The following is a 25,261-nucleotide window of genomic DNA, read 5'->3' as shown; positions in this document are numbered from 1 at the left end:
ATAACCGTCCTGCCGGGGCCATATAAACCTGTCACAGCCAGTCCGGCCTGCAACAGTAACTCTTCAGTGTGTTTGGTAGGGCCTTGTGAGGGATGCGGGGTCTCTGCCTGCAGGTGCTATCGCTACGGCTAGCGCATTTGCTGAGCGGCCTGCTCGAGAAGCAAGGGAACGCCGTCCTGTAGGGACGGGCCGAAGACGTCGTCATCGGGGCGTTCGCCGTTGAGCCATCGTGTGTAGATGGCCTCGCAGAAGATCGCGGATTTCCACAGGGCCAGTGTTTGGTACCAGGGCAGTGCCCCGAGGTCGAGTCCGCTCTGGTGCCCGTAGCGGTCCACGATCTGTGCGCGGGTCCAGTATCCGGGCTGGCTGGTGACCGGGGTTAGTTCCATGATGGTCGGGGTGCTGTTGTGGTCACCGTAGGTGGCCGTCAGGTAACCGAGGTCAGCCAGGGGGTCACCCAGGGTGGCCATCTCCCAGTCGAGGATCCCTACGACGCAGGCGGGCCCGTGGTCGGCGAACATCAGGTTCCCCATGCGGTAGTCGCCGTGGACTACGGTGACGGCCTGCGTCATGGGGCAGTTCCGTTCCAGCCAGTCCGTCAGTTTTTCGATCTGGGGCAGGTGGCGGGTGGTGTTTGTGTCCCACAGGCCCGAAAACCGTTGGACCTGCCGCTTTAGGTATCCGTCGGCCCGACCCAGAGAGGCGATGTCCCCTTGGGTAGCGTCTACCCGATGAAGCTGGGTGAGCGCATCCACAAGGGCGCGGCTGGTGGCGTCCCGCTGCTCGAGGGATCCCAATGCCGGGGGCACCCGGTCAGTGATAACGACGCCGTCCACGTAGGACATGACATAGAAGGGTACCCCGAGCAGCGACTCGTCCTCGCAGACGGCCAGGATCTTCGGGACCGGGATTCCTTCCGCACGCAGCAGCTGCTGGATTCGGGCTTCACGAATCATGTTATGGGTGGAGCGCGGTAGCGGCGGTCGCGGTCCACGTCGGAGGACAAAGGTATCTTGGCCGCGGCGGATGCGATATGTGATGTTCGACTGTCCGTTCCCGATCCGTTCCCACCTCAGCGGACCGGTACCGAGACCATGCTTGTCGAAGAATGCCGTCACCGGTTCCAGCACCAGCAACGGCGGGCTCGCTAAGGCGCGCGCTTCCTCGAGGGTGGTGACGACCTCCAGGCCGTCAGGTTTCATCCATGTCTGTATGCTCATCGGGTTTCTGCCTGAATCCGGAGCACGGCGTCGCCCTGATAGGGCTCGCCCGCTTCCACCGCTTTGCGGCGCCGAGAGGAGGCGCGGCGGGCGATGGCCCACTTGTGTGTCTCGTTGGCGCCATCGTATATGCGGAAGGGCCTGACCTCATTCAGGTATTGCGCTAACGGCAACCCGTCCGAGACGCCATCCCCGCCGCAAATCTGGATACAACGGTCGATGACCCGGAACACCGCCTCAGAGCAGTGCACCTTGGCAATCGAAGACATGGCCGACCCGGCTTTCGGATCGGACGCCAGCAGGGCCGCAGTCTTGGTGATGATCGCATCGGAGGTCTCGATGTCAATTTCGCACTGGGCGATCAGTTCCTGGGCCAGGCCCAGGTTTTTCATCGGAGCCCCGAAGATCTCACGCCGTTCGGCACGGTCCAAGGCAATGTCCAGGGATCGGCGCGCTAGGCCCAGCCAGCGCATGCAGTGGGTGAGTCGCGCGGGACCGAGCCTGACCTGCGCGTACCGGAAACCCTGCCCCACCTCGCCCAGCACCGCCTCGGCAGGGACGGCACAGTCCTCGAAATAAAGGTGCGGATGTCCGCCGTCGATGGCACGGTCAATGGTATGGATTGGCTCCCCCACCCGCACCCCGGGGTGGTCCATATCCACAAGGAACATCGTGGCCCCGGCCGTGGACTCCGCCGTGGCTTCGGTACGGGCCATGACGATGCAGAAATCCGCCCCGATCGCGCCACTGGTAAAGCGCTTGTGTCCGTTGATCATCCACCGGTCTCCGTCCAGGCGGGCGGTGGTGAGTAAGGCGTCAGGATCCGAACCCGCGCCGGGGTGAGGTTCGGTCATACCGAAGCAGGAACGGGCCTTACCGGAGGCCAGGGGGGCGAGGTAACGCTTTTTCTGCTTTGGGGTGGCGATGAGCTCGAGCATGTGCATATTGCCCTCGTCAGGGGCCATACAGTTGAGCACGGAGGGTCCGATGGGTGAGTAGCCGGCCTCTTGAAAGATCGCTGACCACCACTGGACCGGGAGCCCCTGGCCGCCATACTCGGTGGGGACGTGCGGGGCGAAAACCCCTGCGTCCTTGGCGGACTGTTGGAGCCGGTCACGGGTGGCTTGATCTAACCTTTCTCCTGGCGCCGGTTCGGCAGGCATGACGGTCGCGCGGATGAAAGTCCGGGTGCGGTGACGCAGTTTCTCCACCGTGTCCAAGGAGTGTGGTGTGCGCGGAGGTGCGGTGGTCATGGGCTGTAATTCCTTCATAATCAGTTTCAGGCTGTGCCGCCGGCAACCGTCAGGCCGCCGTCGAGTGTGAGAATCTGGCCGGTTACCCAAGCCGAGTCTGGTGAGACGAGATAGGTGACAGCAGCAGCAACGTCCTCCGGTGTTCCCAGCCGACCGAGCGGATAGTCACGAGTGACCTCGTCCTCCTTGCCTTCGTAGAGGGCCCGGGAGAACTTCGTTTTCACGACGGCCGGGGAAACGGCGTTGACACGGATTTGCGGGGCGAGCTCTACGGCCAGGGTGCGGGTCAGGTGGGATACGGCGGCCTTGCTGATGCCGTAGACCCCAATCCCCGGGGAGGGGGTGTCTCCGGTGACGGAGGACAGGTTAACTACTGCTCCGCCCCGATCCCGGAAACTGAGACCAGGGTGCTTTACGGCATCCTGGACCCAGGCCAATGTACCGAAGACGTTAACCTCGAAAACCTTTCGGGCTGCGTCCAGGTCGAGGTCCACGAGGGGCCCGTACACGGGATTGATACCGGCGTTGTTGACCAGGATGTCCAGACCGCCGAACGTTTCTGCCACGGCGTCGAGGACTTCCCGCCGGTGCGCGGGGTCATCTGACTTGCCCGTGACAGCGAGGATTTGGGATTCGGGAAAGCCGGCCGCGGCTTCCTTGAGTGCCTCGGGGCGGCGGGCCGTGATGCAGACCCGGACTCCGTGGGTCACAAGGTCCCGGGCGATGGCCAGGCCAATGCCCCGGCTGGCTCCGGTAACGATTGCCGTTTTCCCGGTGAGCCCCCGGTCAGTGCTCACAGCTCGTCCCTCCTGGGGTCTCTCGCAGCGCGCGGCAGCGGATTGTGCTGATCTGGCTCATGACGTTCGCGCACCTCACGGCTGAATGCGCAGGTACTTGCTGGCGGCCAGGCGTTGATTGAAAAAGGGCGGTCATCTCTTCCTCGGTCAGGGTCTCGGTGGGGCCGTAGGCGAGCACGGTTTCGCCACGATAGGGCTCGGGCTGGCCACGACCGCTGCCTCATACGTTGCAGGGTGTGCGCAGAAATGCCCTCCACCGTCTTGGCCGGTGCAGCGCAGGGCCCATGACCGGAAACGTTCCCGTAGCTCTCGGAGTCTTCGATCAAATGCCGCAACCCCACCCCTTGTACATAGTAAGCAGGACCGCGATCGTAGAGCTTCCACAGCGCAAGAAACGACATCGCATACTGCAGTATGTTGTGCATTCGGATTCCGGTCCGGTCACCGAGCTGCGCCGCGGGCTCCAGCGCGGCGGCGAACCCGTCGGAACGTTCCTCAAAATACACGACCAACTGATTCCGGCGTTGATCCTTGCCCGGGTCCGGCCAGGCCTGGAGTACCAGCTCGAGCCCCGTCGGGGGCGTACAGAGAGGCCGCGGGGATAGCAGGTAGCCCGCCCAGGCTCGATAGAGGCACCACTGGCATGTTCCGCCCCCTCCCCCTCAAACAAGTCCGCTTATCCACACTACATCTACCGAGCGATCGCTCGGTAGGTATAGTGTGCGTAGACCACGATGAGATGTCAAGGTCTAAGATTTTGTCATCCCTTCAATGCGAGACTGAGCTGTCATGACAAGAACGTTCCCAAGCATCAACCCCGAGGCGTCCCCCGCCACTGATACATCTTCGCGCCCTGGAAGCATCAGGGAATCTTCGTGGCGTGACTACGCCCGGGACGATCTTCCCCCCATTTTGAGCAGTGCACTGGCGTGTTTCATGGAGCAGGGTTATCACGGCACAACGATTCGCCAAGTGGCAGCCCGCACGGGGCTGTCCGTTCCGGGTCTCTACCATCACTACCCGTCCAAACACGCATTGCTGGTAGCTCTCATGTCGCATGCTATGTCGGATCTGTGGACTCGCAGCCAGTTGGCCATCGCGGAGGCGGGGACGAGTGTCCCGCGCCAATTTGATCTTCTTGTCGAGTGCCTCGTTCTGTTCCATGCCAGGCGGCGAGAGTTGGCGTTTATCGCCTACGGCGAGATCCGGAGTCTGAACGGGACGGCTCGCTCCGAGCACATCGAAGCCCGTGACCGTCAGCAACGGCTCATGGACTCAATCATCGCCCGGGGCGTCGAAACAGGGATTTTCACCACCCGCTTTCCCCGGGAAGCCAGTACCGCTGTCATTACCATGTGCACAGGCGTCGCCCAGTGGTTCCAGCCACACGGTTCACTGACGCCGGAGGAATTGGCCGAGCGGTACCGCGAGATCACGACCATGGCAGTCGGGCGATCGGGCACATTCTGACCAAAGGGTCGCACTCATCGGACGTACACCAGGTACTCCCGGCGGAGCACACGTGGAAAGTTCAGCGACTTTAGCTGAGGCTAAAAATTCCCTGTGATCAAGCCCCGCAGTGGCAGGGGCAGGCCTCATAGGCGTAGCGTCCCGCGCGACGCCAGGCGTATGTTTTTCGGGGGTAAGGGGTGTGTGTTCTTTTGCTCTTGCGCCAGTCCGTGAAGCCGTGGACCAGTTCCAATATCCCGGGACCTGTGGAGGAACCCGCCGGTTGGATTATTGCGCCGGTCGAGCCGTTTAGAACCGTTTGTCATGCGCTCGTCAAGGTCTGGACTCGTGTGCCCCCGGGCAGAAGCCGGGGGCACATGGCTTAGAGCTGCTAAGCGTCTTTCAGATCGATGCCTCTGGTCTCGCGGAGTTTGTAGACGACCAGGCCTGTCAGTGCGCAGAGGATCATGATGTAGATATTCGAGAGCCAGCCCAAAGACCAGCTGTTGAACAGGGCGTTCAGATAGGGTGCGGTACCGCCGAAGAGCGCAACGGACAACGAGTAAGCAAAACCAATTCCCTGTGTTCGGACTCTGGTTGGAAATGCTTCGGACAGAACGGATGCGAGCAGGGCACCGGAAGCGCCCACGATAAGGAGCGCGAGCGTGGAGGCCACGAACAGGGTCCACGGCTGTGAGTTGATCATACTCATGAGCGGGATCTGAGCGATGATCATCGCGAGAGCAAATCCGATGAGGACAGGGCGCCTTCCGATCTTGTCCGACAGCTTTCCCCAGAAGGGCAGCGACACGAGCGCAATCAATTGGGCGAAAACAGTAACCCAATAGGCTCCCTGCGGGTCCATGCCCTGTCTGGTGATCGCATATGTCGACGCGTACGATGTCCAGGTGTAGTGGGCTGCCGTGATTCCTGCGGTCATGCCGATCATCATCAGGATGGACCGGATGATCTTCTTACGGTCCAGGGGCGGGGCGGTCTTCACAGCCTGGTCCTCCTGCTGTCCGTCGAACACCTCGCTTTCAGCCATACCGCGGCGCATGTACAGGGCGGAGAGAGCGAGTACTGCGCCGAAGAGGAACGGGATACGCCATCCCCACTCGGCAACTGCCGAAGCGGAGAGGACGTTCGTGACTGCTCCGCCGAGCATGTAGGCAAGGACGGATCCGCCGAAGATCGCCACGAACACGATTGAGCCCCACTGGCCACGCCTTTGGGCGGGTGCTATTTCTGCAATGTAGGTGTTGGCAGTCGCCGACTCACCGCCATGCGCAAAGCCCTGGGCGACCCGGGCCAGTAGAAGTAAGAGCGACGCGGCGACGCCGACCTGCCCGTAGGTGGGCATCAGGCCGATCAACAACGATCCGCCCGCCATCATGAGCATGGTTGTGATCAGAACGAATTTGCGCCCCTTTACGTCGGCTATCCGTCCGAAAACAATGCCGCCCAGAGGTCGCATGAGGAAACCAACGGCGAATACCGCCAAGGTTGACAGCAACGCAGAGACAGGATCGTCCGTATTGAACAACGCCTTCGCAATGAATGGGGTGAAGACGGCATAGGCACTCCACTCGTACCACTCCAGGACGTTGCCAACTGTGCTGGCCATCATGGAGCGTCGTTTGACGGATGCTGCGCTTGCCGCCCGTGGTGGCTGCTCGACGGTGAGTTTAGGTGCCATGGGGAGATTCCTTTGTGGTGGTGCGATGTCGGTTGTTTTACGCATTGAGTTCCTGCCCGGCCTTGCCGGCAGCATGCCGCTCTTCGACCAGAGGGAAAAGGTTGTTCAGATCGGCAGTTGAGGCCACCCCATGTTCCCTTTGGAGCCATCGGCCACTCGGGATGCTCGGAGCCAGGACGGTCTACTAGCCGGGTCAGCGAGAGTGCCTTTTCAGTTGAGCAACCTGGCCATTCGTTTACCGATCGATCGCTCGGTAGCCAACTGTAACGGAGGTCATATACGGCGTCAAGACCTCATTTCAGCCGTTGAGAGCCTGGCTAGCAGCGACTGCCGACCTGGCCGCGCGGGGCCGAGGCCGGCTGTTGTGTCGGATACCTTGACCTTTTGCAGGAACAGAGCTCAACAACGGCCGGCTCTGCTCCTGCCGCGACAGCCTGCACCCGGAACGTTGGCGATCGTCATTTCCAACCTTCAGGACTGGCTGCTCAAGCTCCGCGCGGCTGGTCGTGCTGACGGCGCACGTGGATGCCCGGGGCAGGAGGTCACCTCGAGCGGTGGGTCGTGAAAGCGCGCGCATGAGATTGCCTTGACCAGAGTCAGCGCCGGTTGTTGCGAGGTCCCGCACTTCCTGGTGACCTTCCCCGGTTATGCCTCACTCGGTCCCGATCGGTCCTGACCGTGCCCGGGGCTAACCGGGCATTCCTGATCCTGGTTTCACGCAGCAAACCCGGTACCCCTATCGGGATGGTTGCAGCGTGGGCTCCCCTGCTGATCGTTCTCTCTCCAGAAGTTCGGCGACGAATGCGGTATTGAAGTCCCCGCTCGCAAATTTCTGGGTTTGGAGGATCTTTTTATGGAAGGGTGCTGTGGTGGTGACGCCATCGACGACGAGTTCATCCAGGGCGCGGAGTGTTCGGGCGATTGCTTCGTCGCGATCCTTTCCCCAGCAGATGAGTTTGCCGATCATGGAGTCGTAGAAGGGTGGGATGGTGTAACCCGTTTCGATGTGGGTGTCCATCCTGACGCCGAAGCCGCCAGGGGCTCGGAAGGTGGTAATTTTCCCGGGGCCCGGGGCAAAGTTGTTCTCAGGGTCTTCGGCGTTGATGCGACATTCGATGGCGTGGCCGGTGATGACGACGTCATCCTGGGTCAGGCCGATCGGCAGACCGCCGGCGATCTGTAACTGGAGTTTGATGAGGTCGATGCCGGAGACCATTTCCGAGACGGGGTGCTCGACCTGGATGCGGGTATTCATCTCGATAAAGTAGTAGGTGCGTTCGATGTTGTCGAACACGAATTCTACGGTCCCGGCGTTTTTGTACCCGACCTCTTTACAGAGCGCGACAGCGGCTTCGGCCAGGCCCTGCCTGAGCTCCGCATCCAGGACAGGCGAGGGCGATTCCTCGATAAGTTTTTGGTTGCGTCGCTGCGCTGTGCAGTCGCGTTCGCCCAGATGCAGCACGGTGTGGCCGTCCGAAATGACTTGGATCTCGATGTGCCGGATGTCGGTGAGGTAACGCTCGATGTAGACCGAGGGGTCACCGAACGCGACCTCGGCTTCCGACATGATCTCCGCCAGATCCTTTTCAAGCGTCTGGGCGGTCTCGACGACCCGCATGCCGCGGCCGCCGCCACCGGCCGCCGCCTTGATCAGGAGAGGGTAGCCGACTTCGCTGGCGACGGCGAGGGCTTCGCTGAACTCAGCGATGGCGCCGATTGAACCGGGTACCGTCGGCACTCCGGCGCGGCGGGCGATCTTCTTGGCTTCGATCTTGTCTCCCATGCGGCGGATGACCTCAGCAGAGGGGCCGACGAATCCGACCTGTTCCTTCTCACAGAGTGCGACAAAATCTGCGTTCTCGGACAGGAACCCGTAACCGGGGTGAATGGCGTCGACCTTGTACGCAAGTGCCGCGCTGATGACCGCCCGGGGATCCCGGTAGCTCGACTTCGCCTGCGCGGGCCCGATGCAGACAGCTTGGTCCGCCAACTTCACCGGCAGGGAATCCGCGTCGCCTTCCGAGTATGCGAGCACGCTACGAATACCCAACTCCTTGCACGCCCTGATCACACGCAGCGCGATCTCGCCGCGGTTGGCGATGAGCACGCTCTTCAGCGGTTCACCCATTGCGCTTTATCACCATCAGCGGCTGTCCGAATTCGACTGCCTGCTCATTCTCGACCAAGATCCTCACGACTGTGCCCTCGACCTGCGCCTCAATGTTGCTCATCAGCTTCATAACCTCCACGATGCACAGCACCGAGTCGGCAACGACACTGTCACCGACGGAAACGAAGTTGGGAGCCCCGGGCTTCGGGGAGGCATAAAAGATTCCAACCATCGGCGCCTTAACCAACACCTCGTCAGCGGCTAGTGCCGCGGCGGATGACGGCTCACCCGCCGAGGCAGCCTGCCCTGGAGATGCCGGCGCAGTCGCCACAACGGCGGCAGCCGGAGCTGCGGGTGCAGGAGCGGCCGGGGCAGGTGCAGGAGCGGCGGAAGGCTGCTGATCGCGGGAAATGTACAACTCCACGTCGCCGAACTTGAGCGAAAGTTCGCGCACGTCCTGCGTGAGGTTCGCCCAGTCCACGATGGCCTTGAGTTCTGCGATATCGGGCGGGTTAAGGGACATCTTAATTTTCTCCTTTTTTGAGGCTGATTTGAAGGTTTCCTGCTGTCAGCGATTGCCTGCCGGTCGGGCTCTTCTGATGGAGCGTCTTGATCAGGTCCAAGAGTGGTCTGGGGATTTCATCGGCGTTTCCGCCTCCTGCGACCGTCTTCTTCATCTCGTCGACCTGCGTACCCGCGAACATGGCCCGCAGGAGCAGAGAGTCGATACTCTCGTTGGGATAGCGCTCCCGTAGATCGGGGAGCATCGGCGCGATCGGCGCTGGTTCAAGGGCGATGTTCGACGCGCCGTTGGCGATAATCCGGGCCATAAGTTCCGGGTCGATGGGTGCCAGCAGCGTGCCGTAGTAACCGAGGGCGTACTTTTTGATCTCGTTCGGCACGAGTGAGTAACGCTCACCGGAGATCACGTTCATCACTGCCTGGGTGCCCACGAACTGGGCGAAGGGGGTGATCATGATCGGAAACGCCAGTTCGGACCGCACCCGGGCCACTTCATGGAGCAGCTCGTCGAAGCGATGCGAAAGGCCTGCCGTTGCCAGCTGCGAGTGGAAGTTTGACAGCATACCCCCGGGCAGCTGGTGCATGAAGTGCATGCCGCTGTACGCGACGGGATGACCGACCGGCTTGTCCTCCGCCTCAGCGATCGCTGTCAGGTCCTTGCTGATCGTGTCGATGAGCGTGTCGTCGACATCGACTTTATATCCGAGCGCCCGCAGGTCGCGCACAATATCCTGCGTTGCGGGCTGCGCGGCACCGTTGGCCATCGGTGCGATTGAGGTGTGCAGCGCGTCGCAGCCCAGTTCCACCGCTTCAAGATAGACCAGCGGTGCCAGTCCGGTCAGGCAGTGGCTGTGCAGTTCGAGAGTCCGCCCGCCGATAGCCTCTTTGAGGGCGGGGACAAGGGTGCGGATACGGTCCGGCGTCAAGAGACCGGCGGCGTCCTTGAGCATGATGGCATCGACGTCTGCCTTCTCAATCAGCTCAAGAGCCTTGGCGACGAAGAGCTCGTCAGTGTGCACCGGGCTCTCGGAGAACGAAACCGCCCCGAAGGTGGAGGCGCCCAGCTCCTTGGCCCGGATCAGCCCCGGAGCGATGTTGTCGACGTCGTTAAGCCCGTCGAAAGAGCCGATGACCCTGAAGCCATTGGCGTACAGGTTTTCCACCCAGGCCTCGATGACGTCGTCTGCGAGGAAGTCGAACGCGGCGATGTTTTTGGAGCGGATCAACGCCCTGAACCTGGTGTTGGGTGCATGCTGGTGTGCCAGCCGCACCCGCTCCCAAGGGTCTTCCTTGAGATAGCGGACCGCAACATCAAACTGGATCGGGGCCATAAGATCCACCTGATCGAAACCGACCTTGTCGAAATCATTCGCCATCGAAACGATGTGATCAGTGCGCATCCGCGTAGCCCACAGGCTCTGATGCGCGTCACGCAAGGTCGTGTCAATGATTTTGATCTCACGTCGACTGTTCACCGGCCGCCCCCCGAGACTCATCACAGAGGTGATTGTTTCTGGCTTATTCGACGACATGCATCCAGCTCCTAGTTCGTCATCCATCGCTTCACCGAGCGATCGCTCGGTAGCCAACTGTAACGGCGGTCATACAGGGCGTCAAGCCATCACGTTGCCTGGCTCGACAAGATCCCCCGCGTAGCAGCAGTCGAAGAGTCATGTGAGAAAGCCCGCGAAGCGGTGTGTCTACCGTGCCGGTGTCCGCTGGCCCTGCACGCCGAGCCATGGGGGTTTTTCATCAGGCGCCTGGGTGGGTGAGGATCCAGGTGGTGGCATTCTTCTCCAAAGCCGTCCATCGATACACGTTGGCTGATTACCACTGGCTTTCCCTATGTTGGCAGTTCGGGCTGGGGCGGGCTGCCGTGCGAAGTTGAAGGATCTATAGACGATGAAAACCGCTGGGAGCCGGGAGCGTTCTTTCACGGGACCGCTGCGGCCTCGCAGCGCGGGCATCGACAAACGTAAGGTGGGTACGAATCCCAGAGCTGGGCATTCGTCGGGATCGGTGCAAGCACAACTTCGTGCACCGCCACAGACCGGAAGGATTCCATGGAGGTTTACGGGAAACCTGTCGATGAGCAGACACGCTGCGTCCACTACCGGACGCACAAGGACATCATCGCCATAAAGTTCAACTGCTGCCGAAATTACTATCCGTGCTTCCGGTGCCATGAAGAATGTTCGGACCACCCCGCCCAGGTGTGGCCGGAGGATCAGTGGCAGGAGCGTGCAATTCTCTGCGGCATCTGCCGGGCGGAGATGACCATTGCTGATTACCGTGCAAGTACCCGCTGCCGGTCGTGCGAGGCGGAGTTCAACGAAGCATGCAGGAATCATGCCCATCTCTATTTTGACGTCCCGTCCGAGGATCAGGTTTCAGGCACATCCGATTCGAGGCCTCGGGCTGAGATGGCATCACCGATGGCTTCAGCAGACTGGATCAGCCCGACGATAACGGGCACCACAATTTCATAGCCTGCGGCCTTTTGGCCGCGGGCCAGAAATGCTTCCCGCGCCGTGGTGATGGAGGATGACAGAAGCGGAATTGCACGCACCGTAAGCGACAACACCAGGCTGGCTCGCCAGGGGCTGACGCCGATATGACGCAACGGTCCAAGAGCTTTACCGAAAAATTCCAGCATGTCGCTGCTGCGGGTGGTATATGTCAACAGGCTGGCCAGCAGAACGGCGACGAATATCCGGACCCCGAACACTGCTCCACGCTGCAGATTGCTGAATACCATCTGGGCTGCGACCGTCAGCACGATGAACGGAACCACGGGGCGGACCGCCGCCCAGGCGAACGGCAACCGGATTCCGGCGATCAGGTAGAGCAGCAGGCTGGACAGGAGGATCCCGCCTAGGGCATACAGATTCTCCACGAGAAAGACACCTGCAAGAATCAGGAACAGCATTAGGAATTTAACGGGCGTTGGCGTCCGGTGCAGGACGGAAGCCCCGCCGATGTAGAGCCCTGTCATGGGTGAATGTTCTTCTTTTGACGGGAGCCGATCAGGTGCCGGTAAGCGGCCACAGCCTCCCATGGCGATCCGTCGAAGTGAACCTGCCCCCGCTCCATGACAATGACCCGGTCGAAACCCTCAATGATTTCCAAGTGGTGGGTCATCAGGATGATCTGCTGGCTCAAGGCACCGACGGTATCGAGGAAGATTTGGACGTTGTGCAAATCAAGGAGGGTAGTTGGTTCGTCGCAGATCAGGATCTCCGGCTCGGTGACCAGGACGGAGGCCAGGGCGAGCATTTGTTTTTGCCCGCCCGAAAGAAGGTGCGGTGAGTGGGCGGCAAGTCCGGATAGCCCGAACCGGTCCAGGGCCTCGGCCACGATATCGGCCTTCTCCAGCTTCGACAGCTTTCGTCCCCGCAGTCCCAGAGCGACGTCCTCGGCAACAGAGGGCATGATGATCTGGTGATTCGCATCTGAAAACATGAAACCGACCCTGCGGCGAACCCGGGCAGCGTCCTTGCGCGTATCGACGCCATCGACTGAAACGTATCCGCGCCGGGGGACCAATAAGCCATTAAGCGTCCGCGCCAGGGTGGATTTGCCGCTGCCGTTGGCGCCAATGAAAGCGATCCGATGCTCGTGAAGTTCGAGGCTTACCTCCCGGAGTACCTGGAATCCGTCGAAGTCATGGCTGATGTTTTGTACTGAAATCATGCGCGCAAGTCCTTCCGGCTGCCCAAAGCGGACCTTAGGCCGCGCTTTCGCCTCGCCGGATACCAGCAGGCGGAACCGGATAGGCCCGGTGTACTGCCGCTGCTACCAACGCGGCCAGTACTGCCTTGAGGATGTCTCCGGGAAGGAACACCGCCGAACCGATTAACGTGACGCCCAGATCCAGGCCAGTGAACAGGGGCGACAGCAGTGCCCCGAGCAGGTCAATGACCAAGACTCCACCGATCAGGACGGCGGCCAGCACCTTTGGAAAATAAGGTTTGCCGGTACGGATCCTGTCCGTAATAAAGCCAATAACGAAGGCTCCGGCGACCCACCCGAGCAGATAACCCAACGATGGTGTCATGAACACGCCGATTCCTCCTCGGCCTCCGGAGAGCAGCGGGAGACCTGCTGCGACCAGAGCCAAAAAGGTGACGATGCTCAGCGTTCCCCTCCGCGCGCCAAGAATGGCGCCAGCCAGGAACACGCCCAGGTTCTGCAGGACGATTGGCACCGCGAGGCCTGCAACTGGAACCGCTACAAATCCCAGGGCTGCTATGAGCGCAGCAAACAGGGCGATAAGCCCAAGGTCACGCGGCAACAGCACGGCGGCTCGATTGGAGCGACGCAGCTCGCTCTGCTGGCTGGAAGCGGGGTTGTATGACATGAAAATCCTTTCAGCCACGACGCGGGCGCCACGGCTACTAACGGGTTACCTCAAAGGTGACTTGAACGCGGGCTAACGCGCTGCACGAGCTTTTCCGGATGTTCTACGGCGAAGGCGGTCCCGTGACCCTTGACCTGCCCGCCATCAAGGATCCCCTTCGGAACTAGGGGCGGTGGGGTGGTGAGGACGCCGCCCTCGAGTTCGTCGATGGTTTTCGATCAATCGTTCAAGCCAACAATTCTAAACACAGTCGACCGCTATTGCCGATCGCTCGCTCGGTATCATCATTTTTCGTATTTCGAGAGCCAGTGCCGGACGGGTTCCCTGGGAGCTACCCTAATGGCTCCCGATCTCCAGCCGTAGATAACCCGGATTGTCCCCAACCGTGGACAGCTTAGAGTCACCTCGTTTCGGCAGAGCTACTTTTCTATTACCCGTACGTCAGGGAACCAGCCGTTCGAGGCCTTTTTAGGCTCGAGGTGTTCGGGGTCGCGGTGTTTTTGCATGTCACATTTGTAGAACGGCCCGCGCGGATCCAACAGCACGCTCATGTGGTGGTCTGCGTGGTCTTTGAACCAGACGTTGATGCCGGTGGCCCCGTCGAGTCTGAGGTGTTCCCATGCCCGCCACAGCGTCTCTACGCGGGAGACTGCTTCGGGGTGGAAGTAGCATCCGAGCTCGTGACCGCCGACGCCCACGCAGGTCTGGTCGCCGCGATCGGAGCGACCCGGCCCGGAGCGGGCTGGCAGCGCTGCCGCTCCCACTACGCGGCGCCAAACGTCTCCCCGTCGTGGCCGAAAGCACCGACGAAGGACTCGCCCACGCCACGGCCGTCGCGACCATCATCCGGATCACCGGCGGAAACTGGTACCGACACTGCAGGAACGATCTTCGTGGGTTTGCTCCCAGCTGTCCTCTCCCTGGTCATTGCTGCGGCGCGGATCCTGCTGGCCACGAAGATGAAGCGAGGCAAGCGCTGGGCAAGGCTCACTTGTAGTTGGTTTGGATAGCATGCGTATTGGAGACAGAGGTTTTGAGACCACGAAGCCGGATGAGGAGAATGAACCGCGGCCCGCAAGCGGATCCGAAATTGGTTCATTCGGTTGGAGGTGGGTGACGATGCGCGGATTCGGCAGGCGACAAGCAGGCAGACGCGGTGTTGGCGTGGTTGGGTTTCGTGTACCTGGCCATCGGAGTAGTTGCAGCCGTCACCAACGGCTAGCTGGTGGCCTGGATCATTCCCGGCAACATTCTTCAAGGCGTGGCCGTATAGTGCTCTGGCCGAATGTGGCCCATCTTCGGGATCGTTCTGCACACCCTGATAGCCCAGCGCCCTCAGGGCTGCGGCGACCATCCGTTACGAAGTCTCCGATAGGTCCTCCTGCCGATAGCAACCCTGTTGGGGTGGCCGAGCGGATTATTTGGGGTTGTCCGAGGCCGCCGATCCGTGACGGTTCGTCTCTACAATTAGACGGTTCATCTCTACAATTAACTTGTCCGGACTCCGCCGGCATTCACGCCGCGGGAGCGGGCCACATAAAGGAGGACCGTCATGGGTTTGGGAGATAAGATCCACAACGCTGCCGAGAAACTTCACGGCAAGGGCGAGGAAGCCGCCGGTGACGCTACCGGCAACGACCGGCTGAAAGCCGAGGGAAAAGGCCACCAGGTCAAAGCCGATCTCAAGCAGGCCGGGGAGAAAGTCAAAGACGCCTTCAAGAAGCACTGAGATAAACAACAGGACAAAAAGCGCGGCGGCCCGACTGCAGACTGCCGCCGCTGACGTCTCCCCTCCAAAGCTCCGCAACGCCTGCCGCAACCCACCACCTCCGGTGACGCGGCGGTAAGCGTCGGCATCTCCAAGTTAGTCCGACCCCGATTCCCGATGACCATTCAGTCGTTGACTACCATGAGTCACACCTTGTCGTGTGCGTTGTTTACGTTATTACTGGGTATTAGGGCGTTTTCGCTCTCGTCGGACAGGTTCTTCTTGGTTGCCTCCCCCGTGGTTGCTGGCATTTGCTCGTCGAATCGGTTTGGGCTGAGGAGCCGGATGATGGTGGTGAGCTGGTCGCGGAGTTTCTCCAGGCCGGCTTTGTCTCCAGGGGGCAGGGTCTGCTCAAGTTCCCGCGCCTGGGTGAGTGCCTTTTTGCCGAGATCGGAGATTCTGACGTGAGTGAAGCGCCTGTCTGCGTTGCCGTCTGCGTGGGTGTTGCCGTCTGCGTGGGTGACGTAACCGCGGGCTTCCAGCGTGGCCAAGGTTGTTCGGATGGTCTGTGGCTCCACCTTGACTATGGCGGCAAGCCGGACTTGTGCCATAGGTCCTGCCGTTTCTAGAACTTCCAGGGCAATGAACCCCGCATGGGTCATGCCCGCGCAGGCAAGATTTTCGTCCCAAGCATGGTCGACCATTCGGGCTGCGGTCGAGAGTAGCCGCGGCCCCGACCAGTTATTCAGGTCCGGCATCCTCTAATCATAATCAGTATGCTTCCTCACAGGGGCAAGCCAGAAGTTGCGGGTGGAACGACACTGCCCAAAGGCACGCAGTCGTCAATGGAATCATCCGGGGCACTAGATAGACTCCCCTTCAGCGTCGCAGCGACGCGACCGGGGGATCCAGCGCCTTGGCCTGGTCCACACCGCACGGAGGAACTGTTGACCTCGACCTCACCCTGCGGGCTCTCCATTGCACTTGCCTACCATTCGGCCTGCACAGGACACGACCTGGACCGGGCGATGGGCTACATCGCCGATGAGATCGCCTCTGAGGCCTCCAGCGGGCCCATTAACGGGGCCACCTCCTACCGTGCCTTCCTCGGCGGCTTTTGTTGCAGCGCTTCACGGGAGCGAAACCATCGCAGCCTTAGTTGACGACGTTACCGCGGTTCTCGTGTACCACCCGCACACCGCCGCCACCACCCCTGCGTCCACTGCCGAGCACTTCACCGTGGCCGAGGGTAGAATCAGCCGCAGCGTCCTGATCTTCGACAGGCACCCCTTCGCCCCCTTAAGCACTGAGCCCACCACGGAGGTCCTGGGTTGACGGCGCGGGAACGACCCAGGTCGACGGAGTCCCCCGGTTTTATGTGGTGTTCATGACCACCCGCTTCCAGTCCTTCCCCGATGTGCAACGCGAGGCCCCGGAGCAGCTGGCCGAGCACGTCGCCACGTCCAAACGGCTGCATCGCGAAGGCCTGCTTCTCATGGCCGGCGCGTTCCTTGACCGGCCCGGCGAGCCGGTACGCACCATGGGCCGTGCTCGTCTCCCCTGGGGAGGCGCAACATTACGCGGAGAACGACCCTTTCGTCCGCGCCGGGCTCGTTGAGGAGTGGCACATCCGGGAATGGGCGAATATCTTCGGCTGACCCGCGGCTCCGCAAGGGCAGCGCTCGGGCGAGCCTCGGTCCAACCCATCACGTTGAAGTCACTCCTCCCGGGGCGTCCGATGCGGGATCCTGTTGCGGGACAATCCCCCCGGGGTAGCGCTGAGCGGCTCAGCTGGTCCTACGGGCGGAGCGGGGTTTCGCCGTTGGTGGGTGCGGACGGCGCGGGTGGCTGCACCGCGAAGGACGCTCGATCGTTCAGTCGCTGGGCATCGAAGCCTCCGATCCGCTTGTACTCGTCGGCGATCTCTTCGAGTTCCTTGCGGCTGATGACCTGGGAGAGTTCCTCGAATCCGTTGGGGGCCCGTTGCTCCACGAGGTCCTGACACCGATGCGGTCCGGCGCGGCGGTTGGATTGAACGACCGCCGCGGTCGCCGGGCGTCGTTGGGCGTCATAAGCGCTGATCGCGGCTTCGATCGTGGGCTGAAGCGCGAGTTCATACGCCAGGACGCGGGCATCGAGGATCGCCTGAGAGGCACCATTGCCGCCCACGGGATGCATTGGATGAGCGGCGTCCCCGAGAAGGGTCACTCGACCGAAATCCCACGAGGGCAGCGGGTCCCGGTCCACCATGGGGTACTGGTAGATCACCTCGGCTTCCTGAATGAGCCTCACGACGTCCAGGAAATCGAACCGGAAATCCGCGAAGGCCTCCAGAACGTCTTCTCGCCGCGCAAGGTATGTCCAGTCCTGCGGTGGCATTTCAGCGGTCGAGACCTTGCGGGTCGCGACCCAGTTAATCAACATCTTTCCCGGCTGATCCCGGACGACAGCCGAGATGGGATAGAGAACAGTGCGTTGTTTACTGGATCCGATGTTCACCATCGAACGGCCGGAGAGAAATGGTTCCCCGACACTGACCCCTCGCCACATCGTTACGCCATTCCACCGCAAAGGACCCTCATCCGGGTAAAGGCATCGGCGGACGGTGGAGTGAATCCCGTCGCACCCGACCAGCAGGTCCGGATAAGCACGGGCGATCACCCGATCCGGATCGTGCGCGACAAAGTCGGCCCACCTCCCCTGCGGGTCCATCCCCACACTGGCCAGCTGGTGGCCGGTATGCACCCGGTGCGAGCCGAGGCGCGCACGCACCGCCCGCTGGAGCAGGCCAAGCAGTTCGCCACGATGGATGGACAGTTGGGGCCAGCGGTATCCGGCCGCGACGCCCAGAGGTTCCTCCCAGATGCGTTGGCCCAATCTGGAGAAGTACGTGAAATCGGCGGTCGCCACGCCCACCTTCGAAAGATCAGCCATGAGATCAAGTTCCGTGAGCTCCCGGACCGCATGGGGCAAGACGTTGATGCCGACACCCAATTCGCGGATGGCAGACGCCGACTCATAGATGTCCACGTCATCGAAACCAGCCGCGTGCAACGACAGGGCCAGGCACATGCCCCCAATCCCACCACCGACGATGGCAACCTTCATCGAACCTCCTAACGAGGCTTCCCCTGCACAATCAACACGATCAGTTGGGGCGCTATGACGTCAGATCCTGGATCCACACGTCTTACTCGGCGAGACATCTCGTATCCCTATGGTTACGGGACATTCTTGTTCTGCCGGAGATGAACCCCATAGACCCGTTGGGCGCTCCCGGCGTCGCGCGCTCTGATTTAGTGGACGGTTGGTCCCCCCTTCTGGTGTCCGGGGGACGTTGAGCTCAGTGCGGCGTTACCGTCAGGTCGGGACCGGCGGCGCGCTTCGCGCCCACAAGCTCATGGAGAATGCGTGCGACCATGACCGCGGCGACGATTCCCGCAGAGTAGGTTGTGACGTGGAATCCATATTCAATGGCAGCCAGCCGGCCAAAGTCACCCTCTGCATTCGTCATATGCAACCCTGTGTGTACAAGCCAAGGCGCCACAATCCAGAACAGCGCGATCTGGAGGATCCGGCCGTTAAGCTGCAGCTCCGCAGGTAGTGTGCGGACGACGTTGCCGCCGAAGATCAAGATGGCAACACCGACGCCCATGGCAAGGGCGCTAAGAGCGGATTCGAACATGAAAAGGCCGGCCTGTAGGCCTCCTGGTTGGGGCCCGGGCGGTACGTGGTCCAGGAACAACGGCTTGAACAAAAGGAAACCGATGACTGCTACGGCTAATGCCGCACCCCAAAATTTGGTCTGTGAGATTCCGAAGCGTGTCATGGCTGGTCCTTTCAAAAATGTGATGCGTTCTCGAAAGGACGCACGATTCAGGCACCCAGCATGTGCTATCATACTCCCGCGCGCAGAACCGGGCGAACAAATATCAGCCCGGATTTAGCCTCGATACCGTCGGGGCACGAGACATCTCATCGATCGAACGGGCCGCGGCGGTGGTGCTCCGATTCCAGGGAAGTCTGGCATTTTCAGCGACACCAAAAGCCGACAACTACTGCGTCGAAGCGCGTTGTAGCGCCTGCGGCCGGCTCACCGGCAGAGCGTCGCCATCACGGAAGCCGTCGAGGTGCATCGGACACCCCATGGCGGTGAACGGGCCTCGGTCTGGGTTCATCCGCTCCGGCGCGCGGATCCAAGAAGAAGTACACACGCCCGTACCCGGCGGGATGAGGGATGCTGCTGTCACAGACGACTGTGTCCGGCAGTTTTATCTTGGCGGATAAATAGGGAAAGCCCCTCGGAAGGCGAATTCTAGGGGTCGTTGCAACACCGATGGTGTCTAGTTCGTCAATAGTAGGTCACGCAGGCGCTCGGCTGGGGTATCCCAGCTGAGCGTTTTGCGTGGGCGTGCATTGAGTTCCTGGGCTACGTGCTCGAGGTCCTCGGGACCGTAGACGGAAAGGTCGGTGCCCTTGGGGAAGTACTGGCGCAACAGCCCGTTGGTGTTCTCGTTGGACCCGCGTTGCCAGGGGCTGGCGGGGTCGCAGAAGTAGACGTCCATGTCGGTGGCGATGCTGAAGGCTTTGTGCTTGGCCATTTCGGCGCCTTGGTCCCAGGTCAGTGATCCGCGCAGGTGCGCCGGCAGGTTGCTAATGGTCTTGATCAGCCCGTCGCGGACCGATTCGGCGGTGTGGTCCACGGGCAGGTGCACCGGCGACCGCATTCTGGCATTGGTCGGAGGCCACTTCGTCCGCGACCAAGGATCGATGGCCTGGCAGAAGACGGAACCTGGAAGATCCACCAGCCATGCACCAATAATGAGGGACGAAGCCGCCTCAACCCCGACGGATGCGCCATGACAGCGACCTCAGCGCGGCGGGATCCCGTTCTGCGATTCGCGCAATACCCCAACCTCGGCCCATCCAGTGACCGGTTGCCGCGCCGGTATTTCCTACCAGGAAAGTCTGTGTTGAACCCAGCGTTTCGCACCCGGTTCCATCCTCCGGAAGAGCCAGGAAGGAGCCCTGGACCAGGATGATCAAGGACAAGATCGCAGCCACTCCCGACGTCGCCTCGCCCCACAGGCCTCCCCTTCACAGCTTGCAGCTTCTGCTACGCCAAATCCTCGGCCTGAAGAGACGAATCGGCGCCCGGTCTTCGCCCGCAAGTCGAGATACGGAATGCGCGCACGATAGCACCGCCCCCGGCTGCGCTGCATGCATTTCCCTCTACATCCATATGCCGTGACACGCACCGTACCGAGGGTGCTCGTGACTAACGGTGGATACAGCGATTTGCCGTGGAGCGTTAAGGGACAGTCCCGACCGGGCGTTTTGCGTGTCTTATGGGAATCAGCGAGAACTCGGATGACGGCCTTCTCGAGGAAGTCCAGAATGTAGCGAGCTGGACGGTGGGGGTCCGGCTAATGGAGACGGCAGAAGATGGCGCCGAGCGATAGCAGTGGCTCTCTACATATACTTAGCGGGCACTCGTTCAGTCACGCTCCCTGCGCGGGAGACCTTCCGCCCTGGCGAGCTTCATCGGGTTGACAACGCTCTGGGGCTGATGAGATCTGGAACGCAGGAGGGTTGTCTTGGCTATAGCACCTGTACCGCGTTCAGACGCGGAGGTTCGCCCATACCTCGACTCGCTGGGCTTGCCGGGGATTATTGATCTGCATGTGCATTTCATGCCTTTCAAGGTGCAGGAAAAGGTGTGGGCATTTTTTGACCGTGTTGCGGACAGCGGGGCTCCCCCATGGCCCATCACCTACCGGGACTCCGAAGACGAACGGGTGCGCACGCTGCGAGACATCGGAGTGAAGGCATTCACCACACTTAACTATGCGCACCGCCCCGGTATGGCGCAGTGGCTCAACGACTACTCAACAGCATTCGCCTCAGCCCATGCTGACGCCATTCACTCTGCCACCTTCTACCCAGAGCCAGGCGTGGAAACCGTCGTCGCGCACAGCTTGAAACAAGGCGCTCGAATCTTCAAGGTACACATCCAGGTGGGAGGATTCTCGCCCTTGGATCCTCAGCTTGCACCCGCCTGGGAGCTCATCGAGGACTCCGCTACACCGGTCGTCATCCACTGCGGCAACGGTCCGCACCCCGGAAAATACACCGGACCTGAACCCATATACGAACTCATCAAAAGGTACCCCTCGTTGGTGCTCATCATCGCCCACGCAGGCCTGCCGGAGTACCAGGAGTACGCCGACCTTGCCGCAAACAATCCTCACGTCTACCTCGACACCACCATGGTCGGCACCTCCTATATGGAACAGGTCGCCCCGATCCCGCCCGGATACCAGAACACCCTTGCCGGACTGTCCCACAAAGTCGTCTTCGGCACGGATTTTCCTTCGATTCCCTACTCCTACAGCCACCAGATTCAGGTACTCGAAGACTGGGGACTCGGAAGCCAGTGGATGAAAAATGTCCTCTGGCACACCCCGCGGACGCTCCTAGGGCTGGATCGGCTACCCTAGCCACGCCTGTCTCTGCTCCTAACGCTGGAGTGCCATGTCCGAGCCCTTGCGGCCGGCAAAAGTGTCCGTTGCATGATCCTTGAACGCAAACCGAGAATTCAAAGCACGGTCCCGATCGAAATCATGGCTCGAGGGCAGGATGGAGAACATGGAAGTCATCGAGAGCCGCATCCTGCTTCATCCGTCCGAACCTGAGCGGAGCCACCGGTTTTATCGGGACACGTTGGGTCTGGCGATCTACCGGGAGAAGCGCCGGGCCTCATATTCTTCCTGGCAACGGTTTTCTCGAGGTCAGTGGACGGTCGAATCCGTCCCGATTGCCATGGCGGCTTCCTGGTGATCCGCGAGCCCTGGCCGGCCATGCTGCGCGGCATCTGGGGCGACCCCGAACGGTTCAAGGACACCTACTGGTCCCGGTTCGAAAACATGTACTTCGCCGGCGACGGTGCCAAGAAGGACGAAGACGGTGACATCTGGCTCCTGGGCCGGGTGGACGACGTCATGAACGTCTCCGGGCACCGGCTCTCCACCACGGAGATCGAATCCGCCCTGGTGTCCCACCCCGCCGTGGCTGAGGCCGCCGTCGTGGGCGCCATGGACAAGACCACGGGCCAGGCCGTCGTCGCTTTCGTCATCCTCCGCGGCGATGCCGTGAACAACGGCGACGCCACGGTCCAGGAACTGCGCAACCACGTGGGCAAGGAAATCGGCCCGATCGCCAAACCCAAGACCATCCTGGTGGTCCCGGAACTGCCCAAGACCCGCTCCGGCGAGATCATGCGCCGCCTCCTCAAGGATGTCGCCGAAGGCCGCGACCCTGGCGATGCCGCCACGCTCTCCGACCCCGCCATCATGCAGCACATCGCGGTAAGCCTCAGGAAATAGGGGGCATGAGGACGCCCAGTCTCATGCAGTGGTTCGTCACTATGGAGGTGAGGGGTCGGATCGGTTAAACCCGGGCGCTGGCCTTGGTGCGGATCAGGTCCAGGGCCTGAACGAGGTATCCCTTGAAAACCGAGTAGTTCTCGCTCATCGGGAAGTGGCCGATGGCTTTCATCTCGATGAACTCGGCATCCGGGATCTGGCTGGCGGTGCGGGCTCCGTCTTCAGGGGTGGTGAGGTAGTCGTACTCGCCGGTCATCAGGACCACCGCGCATTTGTCTGTCTGGATTTCGCCCAGCTTGCCGCGCAGGTCGTGGTCCACGGAGTAGAAGTACAGGTCACCCTTGAACGCCTCGGAACCCTGTGTGTAGTAGAACCAGGTTTTCCAGCGGTCCGCCTCCGGTGACTGGGGGGCCATGAGGTCCCAGACGCCGCTGCCGCAGACCTGAGCGGCGTTGGCGTGGGGGTGCTGCCACCAGTCGAGGTAGAAGCCCGGTGAGTGGTCCGCCCCTTCTACGGGGATGACGGCGTCGAACCTCTCCGGGAAGCGGTGGGCGAGCTGCAGTGCCACGTTACCCCCGAAGGAGGATCCCATGAAGATGGGGTCAACCAGTTCCAGCGCATCGACGAGGGCGATGATGAAGTTGGCGTAGTGGTCAGCGCTGAGCTGGTACTCCTCGGTCCACCACTGGGTGTTTTCCGGGGGGTCTGATTTGCCGTGTCGGGGGAGGTCGTAGGCGATGACCCGGTAGTTGGCGGTGATTTCCGGGTCCTCCAGCAGGCCGCGCCATTGGTGGTTGTGGGCTCCGGCGGTGTGCTGGCAGACCAGGGGCTGGCCCTGGCCATTCTCCAGGTAAAAGACTTTGTATTCGAGGCCGTCCACGTCGACGGTGACGTAGTGGCCTGTGACGGGGGAAATTTTGCTCATGTCAGGAACTCCTATGGTCTAGACGGGTGCGCCGGTGGAGCGCAGCAGTTCGATCTGGCGGGTCATGCAGCGCAGGTTCTGCATCAGGACCAGGACGTCGCCCTCCAGCTTCATGTCGCGCTGGAACGTGGCGGCCCAAATGCCGTGGTACATGGGTGCCGGGACGGGCTTGCCGAATTCACCCCAGGTGTGGGCGCTGGCCCGGATGGCGAACTGGTAGGGCACGTCGATGGGTCCCGGGTCCACGGATATCTGGACGATGCTGCCGGACACCACCCGGACAACAAAGGTGTGCGACTCCATGTCCAGCAGGTACGAGCAGGTGAAGTACTTTCCATGGGCCTGGATTTCCGGGTCCTGGTTGTTGGCCTCGGTGAAGCTCTGAACCCAGGCGTCTACAGAAGGGGCACGCGTTGCGACCGTCATCTCGTTGTTCCTCTCATTGGGATTCCCGGAGGGCCGGACTTCTCTGTCCGAGCCTCGAAGCGGGGTTCCTGGAGTGCCGTGGCGGCTGTCTCCGGTGGCAACCTTTCGCCTGTTTCCATTGCAGCGCCCGCAGCCCCGCTCGGTCCAATACCGGTCCCCTATCCACCGATAGCCTCAAACTATTGGACCCGCGATTGTGACGGAGCTTACAGTTGACGGATGCAGCAGCCACAGCTAGACCTGCGCGTCCTGCAGTACTTCGTCGCCGTTGCCGAAGAACTGCACTTCGGTCGAGCCGCTGCCCGGCTCCATATCGCGCAGCCGTCCCTCAGCGTCCAAATACGGAAGCTTGAACACTCGCTGGGAACCCCCCTGCTGATCCGGACCAGCCGCAGTGTAGTGCTGACCGGCGCCGGCGATGTCCTGCTAAGCGAAGCCAAGCGCCTCTTATCCGCCGCGCAGCGCGCCGTTTCCTTGACCAGGAAGGCCGCCAGCGGTGTGAGGGGAACCCTGATTGTCGGCTTCCAGGCCAACGCTGCTGCTGAACTGACGCCGCGGATTCTCGCCGCTTTCAAAAACAACCACCCGGAAATCCACGTCCAGATGAGGTCTTTCGATTTCGCCGACCCCACCGTAGGGCTCGCCGACGGAAGCGCCGACGTGGCATTTGTAAGACCGCCCCTGCCGGCAGCGGACTGGCTTGCCGTGGAGACACTGTTCATAGAGCCCCGGGTCCTCGTCGTTGCCAGCAGTTCCCGCTTTGCCGGGCTGTCCGAGGTCTCGGTGGAACAGGTGGTTGATGAGCCCTTTGTCGCCCGCAAGGCTCCGGATAAGTGGAGGGATTTCTGGCTCGCAACCCAGGCCCGCGGCGGTCAGCCGGTCCGTCTTGGCACCGAGGTAGCCACCGTTGACGAATGTTTCGAAGCCATCATGGGCGAGCGGGGCGTTGCCTTTACCCAGGCCTCCACCCAGCGTTTCTATGACCGTCCCGGGCTGTCTTTCATCCCGGTCAGAGACGTCCCGCCCTCTCCGCTGTCGATCGCATGGCGCACCGACGTCAATGACGGGCTGGCACGCGAATTCGTGGAGACCGCCCGGACTCTGGCCTCCTTCGGAGGCGTCCCCAACCTCATCGATCCCCATATGTCGGGCGCGCTACCTTCTTCGCTCCAGCTCAATTAGCGCCACCGCAATGCAGCTGCCACCCGCGCATCACCTTTGAACTACACCCAACCCTGACGTCCAAGTCGGCTGACAAGGGAAAAGTCGGTGCGAGGGCGACGTTTCCGCCCGTTCTCAGCGGCAGTCTAGTCACAACTTGTGACATGGCCGCCCGCAGGCCGTGGCGGGCTTGAGTAACTCCAGATTCCTTTTACTATTTCGACTAATCTCGAGCTATCTCACCGG

At 61.4% G+C, this 25,261-nt stretch carries 24 protein-coding genes and 4 pseudogenes; 10 read left to right on the top strand and 18 right to left on the bottom strand.

Annotated elements, in window-relative coordinates:
* Positions 1 to 128: 128 nt before the first annotated feature.
* The 3 genes from L0B83_RS13910 to L0B83_RS13900 are packed head-to-tail and all read right to left on the bottom strand — an operon-like array spanning position 129 to position 3,270.
* A complete protein-coding gene (locus L0B83_RS13910) occupies positions 129 to 1,220 on the bottom strand; it encodes a phosphotransferase family protein (protein ID WP_234759049.1) in 1,092 nt (363 codons plus the stop codon).
* A complete protein-coding gene (locus L0B83_RS13905; protein ID WP_234759048.1) occupies positions 1,217 to 2,473 on the bottom strand; it encodes an acyl-CoA dehydrogenase family protein in 1,257 nt (418 codons plus the stop codon). Before L0B83_RS13905 ends, L0B83_RS13910 begins: the two co-directional genes overlap by 4 nt.
* A gap of 26 nt (positions 2,474 to 2,499) precedes the next feature.
* The gene (locus tag L0B83_RS13900; RefSeq protein ID WP_234759047.1) at positions 2,500 to 3,270 is read right to left on the bottom strand and encodes an SDR family oxidoreductase; all 771 of its coding nucleotides are present in this window, start codon (positions 3,268 to 3,270) and stop codon (positions 2,500 to 2,502) included.
* Positions 3,271 to 3,554: 284 nt separating this feature from the next.
* Here L0B83_RS13900 and L0B83_RS13895 point away from each other — a divergent pair, with 284 nt between their 5' ends.
* The 3 genes and pseudogenes from L0B83_RS13895 to L0B83_RS13890 all read left to right on the top strand — a co-directional run bounded on the left by L0B83_RS13895 (position 3,555) and on the right by L0B83_RS13890 (position 4,740).
* Entirely contained in the window at positions 3,555 to 3,875 is a 321-nt protein-coding gene (locus L0B83_RS13895; RefSeq protein ID WP_234759046.1) for a hypothetical protein, read from the top strand.
* Positions 3,876 to 4,059: 184 nt separating this feature from the next.
* Positions 4,060 to 4,308: pseudogene (locus L0B83_RS20005) on the top strand (TetR/AcrR family transcriptional regulator); the annotation flags it as partial.
* A gap of 12 nt (positions 4,309 to 4,320) precedes the next feature.
* Entirely contained in the window at positions 4,321 to 4,740 is a 420-nt protein-coding gene (locus L0B83_RS13890) for a TetR-type transcription factor C-terminal domain-containing protein (RefSeq protein ID WP_234759045.1), read from the top strand.
* A 370-nt stretch (positions 4,741 to 5,110) separates the two neighbouring features.
* Here L0B83_RS13890 and L0B83_RS13885 read toward each other — a convergent pair whose 3' ends face one another.
* The 4 genes from L0B83_RS13885 to L0B83_RS13870 all read right to left on the bottom strand — a co-directional run bounded on the left by L0B83_RS13885 (position 5,111) and on the right by L0B83_RS13870 (position 10,582).
* A complete protein-coding gene (locus L0B83_RS13885; RefSeq protein WP_234759044.1) occupies positions 5,111 to 6,418 on the bottom strand; it encodes an MFS transporter in 1,308 nt (435 codons plus the stop codon).
* A 736-nt stretch (positions 6,419 to 7,154) separates the two neighbouring features.
* Positions 7,155 to 8,546, bottom strand: a complete 1,392-nt coding sequence (gene accC, locus L0B83_RS13880) for an acetyl-CoA carboxylase biotin carboxylase subunit (RefSeq protein WP_234759043.1) — start codon at positions 8,544 to 8,546, stop codon at positions 7,155 to 7,157.
* Entirely contained in the window at positions 8,539 to 9,051 is a 513-nt protein-coding gene (accB, locus tag L0B83_RS13875) for an acetyl-CoA carboxylase biotin carboxyl carrier protein (protein ID WP_234759042.1), read from the bottom strand. Before accB ends, accC begins: the two co-directional genes overlap by 8 nt.
* A 1-nt stretch (position 9,052) precedes the next feature.
* Entirely contained in the window at positions 9,053 to 10,582 is a 1,530-nt protein-coding gene (locus tag L0B83_RS13870) for a pyruvate carboxylase subunit B (RefSeq protein WP_234759041.1), read from the bottom strand.
* 531 nt (positions 10,583 to 11,113) lie between these two features.
* Between L0B83_RS13870 and L0B83_RS13865 the strand changes: the two genes are divergently transcribed.
* Positions 11,114 to 11,539, top strand: a complete 426-nt coding sequence (locus tag L0B83_RS13865; RefSeq protein ID WP_234759040.1) for a CHY zinc finger protein — start codon at positions 11,114 to 11,116, stop codon at positions 11,537 to 11,539.
* Here L0B83_RS13865 and L0B83_RS13860 read toward each other — a convergent pair.
* From L0B83_RS13860 to L0B83_RS13845, 4 genes are all read right to left on the bottom strand, one after another.
* The gene (locus L0B83_RS13860; RefSeq protein WP_234759039.1) at positions 11,434 to 12,045 is read right to left on the bottom strand and encodes an energy-coupling factor transporter transmembrane component T family protein; all 612 of its coding nucleotides are present in this window, start codon (positions 12,043 to 12,045) and stop codon (positions 11,434 to 11,436) included. The two genes, L0B83_RS13865 and L0B83_RS13860, sit on opposite strands and share 106 nt — an antisense overlap.
* Positions 12,042 to 12,743: an energy-coupling factor ABC transporter ATP-binding protein gene (locus L0B83_RS13855; RefSeq protein ID WP_234759038.1), complete on the bottom strand. Its 702-nt coding sequence runs from the start codon at positions 12,741 to 12,743 to the stop codon at positions 12,042 to 12,044. Before L0B83_RS13855 ends, L0B83_RS13860 begins: the two co-directional genes overlap by 4 nt.
* 34 nt (positions 12,744 to 12,777) lie before the next feature.
* On the bottom strand, positions 12,778 to 13,410 hold the full coding sequence (locus tag L0B83_RS13850) for a biotin transporter BioY (protein ID WP_234759037.1): 633 nt from the start codon (positions 13,408 to 13,410) through the stop codon (positions 12,778 to 12,780).
* Positions 13,411 to 13,829: 419 nt separating this feature from the next.
* Positions 13,830 to 14,108 carry a DUF4913 domain-containing protein gene (locus tag L0B83_RS13845; protein WP_504745247.1) on the bottom strand — a complete coding sequence of 93 codons (279 nt, stop codon included), beginning with the start codon at positions 14,106 to 14,108 and terminating at the stop codon, positions 13,830 to 13,832.
* On the opposite strand from L0B83_RS13845, the pseudogene L0B83_RS13840 reads away from it, so the two are divergent.
* Positions 14,088 to 14,207, top strand: a pseudogene (locus L0B83_RS13840) (transposase); the annotation flags it as partial. The gene L0B83_RS13845 and the pseudogene L0B83_RS13840 overlap by 21 nt on opposite strands.
* Here L0B83_RS13840 and L0B83_RS13835 read toward each other — a convergent pair.
* Positions 14,174 to 14,401 (bottom strand): hypothetical protein, encoded by a 228-nt coding sequence (locus tag L0B83_RS13835; protein WP_234759052.1) that lies wholly within the window; start codon positions 14,399 to 14,401, stop codon positions 14,174 to 14,176. The pseudogene L0B83_RS13840 and the gene L0B83_RS13835 sit on opposite strands and share 34 nt — an antisense overlap.
* A gap of 561 nt (positions 14,402 to 14,962) precedes the next feature.
* Here L0B83_RS13835 and L0B83_RS13830 point away from each other — a divergent pair.
* On the top strand, positions 14,963 to 15,139 hold the full coding sequence (locus tag L0B83_RS13830) for a CsbD family protein (RefSeq protein WP_234759036.1): 177 nt from the start codon (positions 14,963 to 14,965) through the stop codon (positions 15,137 to 15,139).
* Between the two features lie 185 nt (positions 15,140 to 15,324).
* Here the strand turns inward: L0B83_RS13830 and L0B83_RS13825 are convergent, their stop codons facing one another.
* Entirely contained in the window at positions 15,325 to 15,822 is a 498-nt protein-coding gene (locus tag L0B83_RS13825) for a MarR family winged helix-turn-helix transcriptional regulator (RefSeq protein WP_234759035.1), read from the bottom strand.
* A 394-nt stretch (positions 15,823 to 16,216) separates the two neighbouring features.
* Between L0B83_RS13825 and L0B83_RS13820 the strand changes: the two genes are divergently transcribed.
* Positions 16,217 to 16,453 carry a hypothetical protein gene (locus tag L0B83_RS13820; protein ID WP_234759034.1) on the top strand — a complete coding sequence of 79 codons (237 nt, stop codon included), beginning with the start codon at positions 16,217 to 16,219 and terminating at the stop codon, positions 16,451 to 16,453.
* A 462-nt stretch (positions 16,454 to 16,915) separates the two neighbouring features.
* Here the strand turns inward: L0B83_RS13820 and L0B83_RS13815 are convergent, their stop codons facing one another.
* From L0B83_RS13815 to L0B83_RS13805, 3 genes and pseudogenes are all read right to left on the bottom strand, one after another.
* Complete coding sequence (locus L0B83_RS13815) at positions 16,916 to 18,226, bottom strand: flavin-dependent oxidoreductase (RefSeq protein WP_234759033.1); 1,311 nt, start codon at positions 18,224 to 18,226, stop codon at positions 16,916 to 16,918.
* Between the two features lie 235 nt (positions 18,227 to 18,461).
* Positions 18,462 to 18,947 (bottom strand): hypothetical protein, encoded by a 486-nt coding sequence (locus tag L0B83_RS13810; protein ID WP_234759032.1) that lies wholly within the window; start codon positions 18,945 to 18,947, stop codon positions 18,462 to 18,464.
* A 514-nt stretch (positions 18,948 to 19,461) separates the two neighbouring features.
* Positions 19,462 to 19,830, bottom strand: a pseudogene (locus L0B83_RS13805) (IS30 family transposase); the annotation flags it as partial.
* A gap of 885 nt (positions 19,831 to 20,715) precedes the next feature.
* On the opposite strand from L0B83_RS13805, the gene L0B83_RS13800 reads away from it, so the two are divergent.
* Together L0B83_RS13800 and L0B83_RS13795 are read left to right on the top strand one after the other, a co-directional pair.
* On the top strand, positions 20,716 to 21,618 hold the full coding sequence (locus L0B83_RS13800) for an amidohydrolase family protein (protein WP_234759031.1): 903 nt from the start codon (positions 20,716 to 20,718) through the stop codon (positions 21,616 to 21,618).
* Between the two features lie 318 nt (positions 21,619 to 21,936).
* Positions 21,937 to 22,503 (top strand): annotated as a pseudogene (locus tag L0B83_RS13795) (AMP-binding enzyme); the annotation flags it as partial.
* 64 nt (positions 22,504 to 22,567) lie between these two features.
* On the opposite strand, the gene L0B83_RS13790 reads toward L0B83_RS13795, so the two are convergent.
* Positions 22,568 to 23,428, bottom strand: a complete 861-nt coding sequence (locus L0B83_RS13790) for an alpha/beta fold hydrolase (RefSeq protein WP_234759030.1) — start codon at positions 23,426 to 23,428, stop codon at positions 22,568 to 22,570.
* 18 nt (positions 23,429 to 23,446) lie between these two features.
* Entirely contained in the window at positions 23,447 to 23,854 is a 408-nt protein-coding gene (locus L0B83_RS13785) for a hypothetical protein (RefSeq protein ID WP_234759029.1), read from the bottom strand.
* Between the two features lie 219 nt (positions 23,855 to 24,073).
* Here L0B83_RS13785 and L0B83_RS13780 point away from each other — a divergent pair, with 219 nt between their 5' ends.
* Positions 24,074 to 25,036: a LysR family transcriptional regulator gene (locus tag L0B83_RS13780; RefSeq protein ID WP_234759028.1), complete on the top strand. Its 963-nt coding sequence runs from the start codon at positions 24,074 to 24,076 to the stop codon at positions 25,034 to 25,036.
* Positions 25,037 to 25,261 lie beyond the last annotated feature (225 nt).

Source organism: Arthrobacter alkaliphilus, assembly GCF_021483235.1.
Classification (GTDB): Bacteria; Actinomycetota; Actinomycetes; order Actinomycetales; family Micrococcaceae; genus Arthrobacter; species Arthrobacter alkaliphilus.
This window is presented reverse-complemented; position numbering and strand designations above follow the sequence as displayed.

What these genes read in the sequence shown, in the direction of transcription:
- L0B83_RS13910 (WP_234759049.1), bottom strand. Translation starts at nt 1,220, where the DNA reads ATGAGCATACAGACATGGATGAAACCTGACGGCCTGGAGGTCGTCACC.
- L0B83_RS13905 (WP_234759048.1), bottom strand. Translation starts at nt 2,473, where the DNA reads ATGACCACCGCACCTCCGCGCACACCACACTCCTTGGACACGGTGGAG.
- L0B83_RS13895 (WP_234759046.1), top strand. Translation starts at nt 3,555, where the DNA reads ATGACCGGAAACGTTCCCGTAGCTCTCGGAGTCTTCGATCAAATGCCG.
- L0B83_RS13890 (WP_234759045.1), top strand. Translation starts at nt 4,321, where the DNA reads ATGTCGCATGCTATGTCGGATCTGTGGACTCGCAGCCAGTTGGCCATC.
- L0B83_RS13885 (WP_234759044.1), bottom strand. Translation starts at nt 6,418, where the DNA reads ATGGCACCTAAACTCACCGTCGAGCAGCCACCACGGGCGGCAAGCGCA.
- accC (WP_234759043.1), bottom strand. Translation starts at nt 8,546, where the DNA reads ATGGGTGAACCGCTGAAGAGCGTGCTCATCGCCAACCGCGGCGAGATC.
- accB (WP_234759042.1), bottom strand. Translation starts at nt 9,051, where the DNA reads ATGTCCCTTAACCCGCCCGATATCGCAGAACTCAAGGCCATCGTGGAC.
- L0B83_RS13870 (WP_234759041.1), bottom strand. Translation starts at nt 10,582, where the DNA reads ATGTCGTCGAATAAGCCAGAAACAATCACCTCTGTGATGAGTCTCGGG.
- L0B83_RS13865 (WP_234759040.1), top strand. Translation starts at nt 11,114, where the DNA reads ATGGAGGTTTACGGGAAACCTGTCGATGAGCAGACACGCTGCGTCCAC.
- L0B83_RS13860 (WP_234759039.1), bottom strand. Translation starts at nt 12,045, where the DNA reads ATGACAGGGCTCTACATCGGCGGGGCTTCCGTCCTGCACCGGACGCCA.
- L0B83_RS13855 (WP_234759038.1), bottom strand. Translation starts at nt 12,743, where the DNA reads ATGATTTCAGTACAAAACATCAGCCATGACTTCGACGGATTCCAGGTA.
- L0B83_RS13850 (WP_234759037.1), bottom strand. Translation starts at nt 13,410, where the DNA reads ATGTCATACAACCCCGCTTCCAGCCAGCAGAGCGAGCTGCGTCGCTCC.
- L0B83_RS13830 (WP_234759036.1), top strand. Translation starts at nt 14,963, where the DNA reads ATGGGTTTGGGAGATAAGATCCACAACGCTGCCGAGAAACTTCACGGC.
- L0B83_RS13825 (WP_234759035.1), bottom strand. Translation starts at nt 15,822, where the DNA reads ATGGTCGACCATGCTTGGGACGAAAATCTTGCCTGCGCGGGCATGACC.
- L0B83_RS13815 (WP_234759033.1), bottom strand. Translation starts at nt 18,226, where the DNA reads ATGAAGGTTGCCATCGTCGGTGGTGGGATTGGGGGCATGTGCCTGGCC.
- L0B83_RS13810 (WP_234759032.1), bottom strand. Translation starts at nt 18,947, where the DNA reads ATGACACGCTTCGGAATCTCACAGACCAAATTTTGGGGTGCGGCATTA.
- L0B83_RS13790 (WP_234759030.1), bottom strand. Translation starts at nt 23,428, where the DNA reads ATGAGCAAAATTTCCCCCGTCACAGGCCACTACGTCACCGTCGACGTG.
- L0B83_RS13785 (WP_234759029.1), bottom strand. Translation starts at nt 23,854, where the DNA reads ATGACGGTCGCAACGCGTGCCCCTTCTGTAGACGCCTGGGTTCAGAGC.
- L0B83_RS13780 (WP_234759028.1), top strand. Translation starts at nt 24,074, where the DNA reads ATGCAGCAGCCACAGCTAGACCTGCGCGTCCTGCAGTACTTCGTCGCC.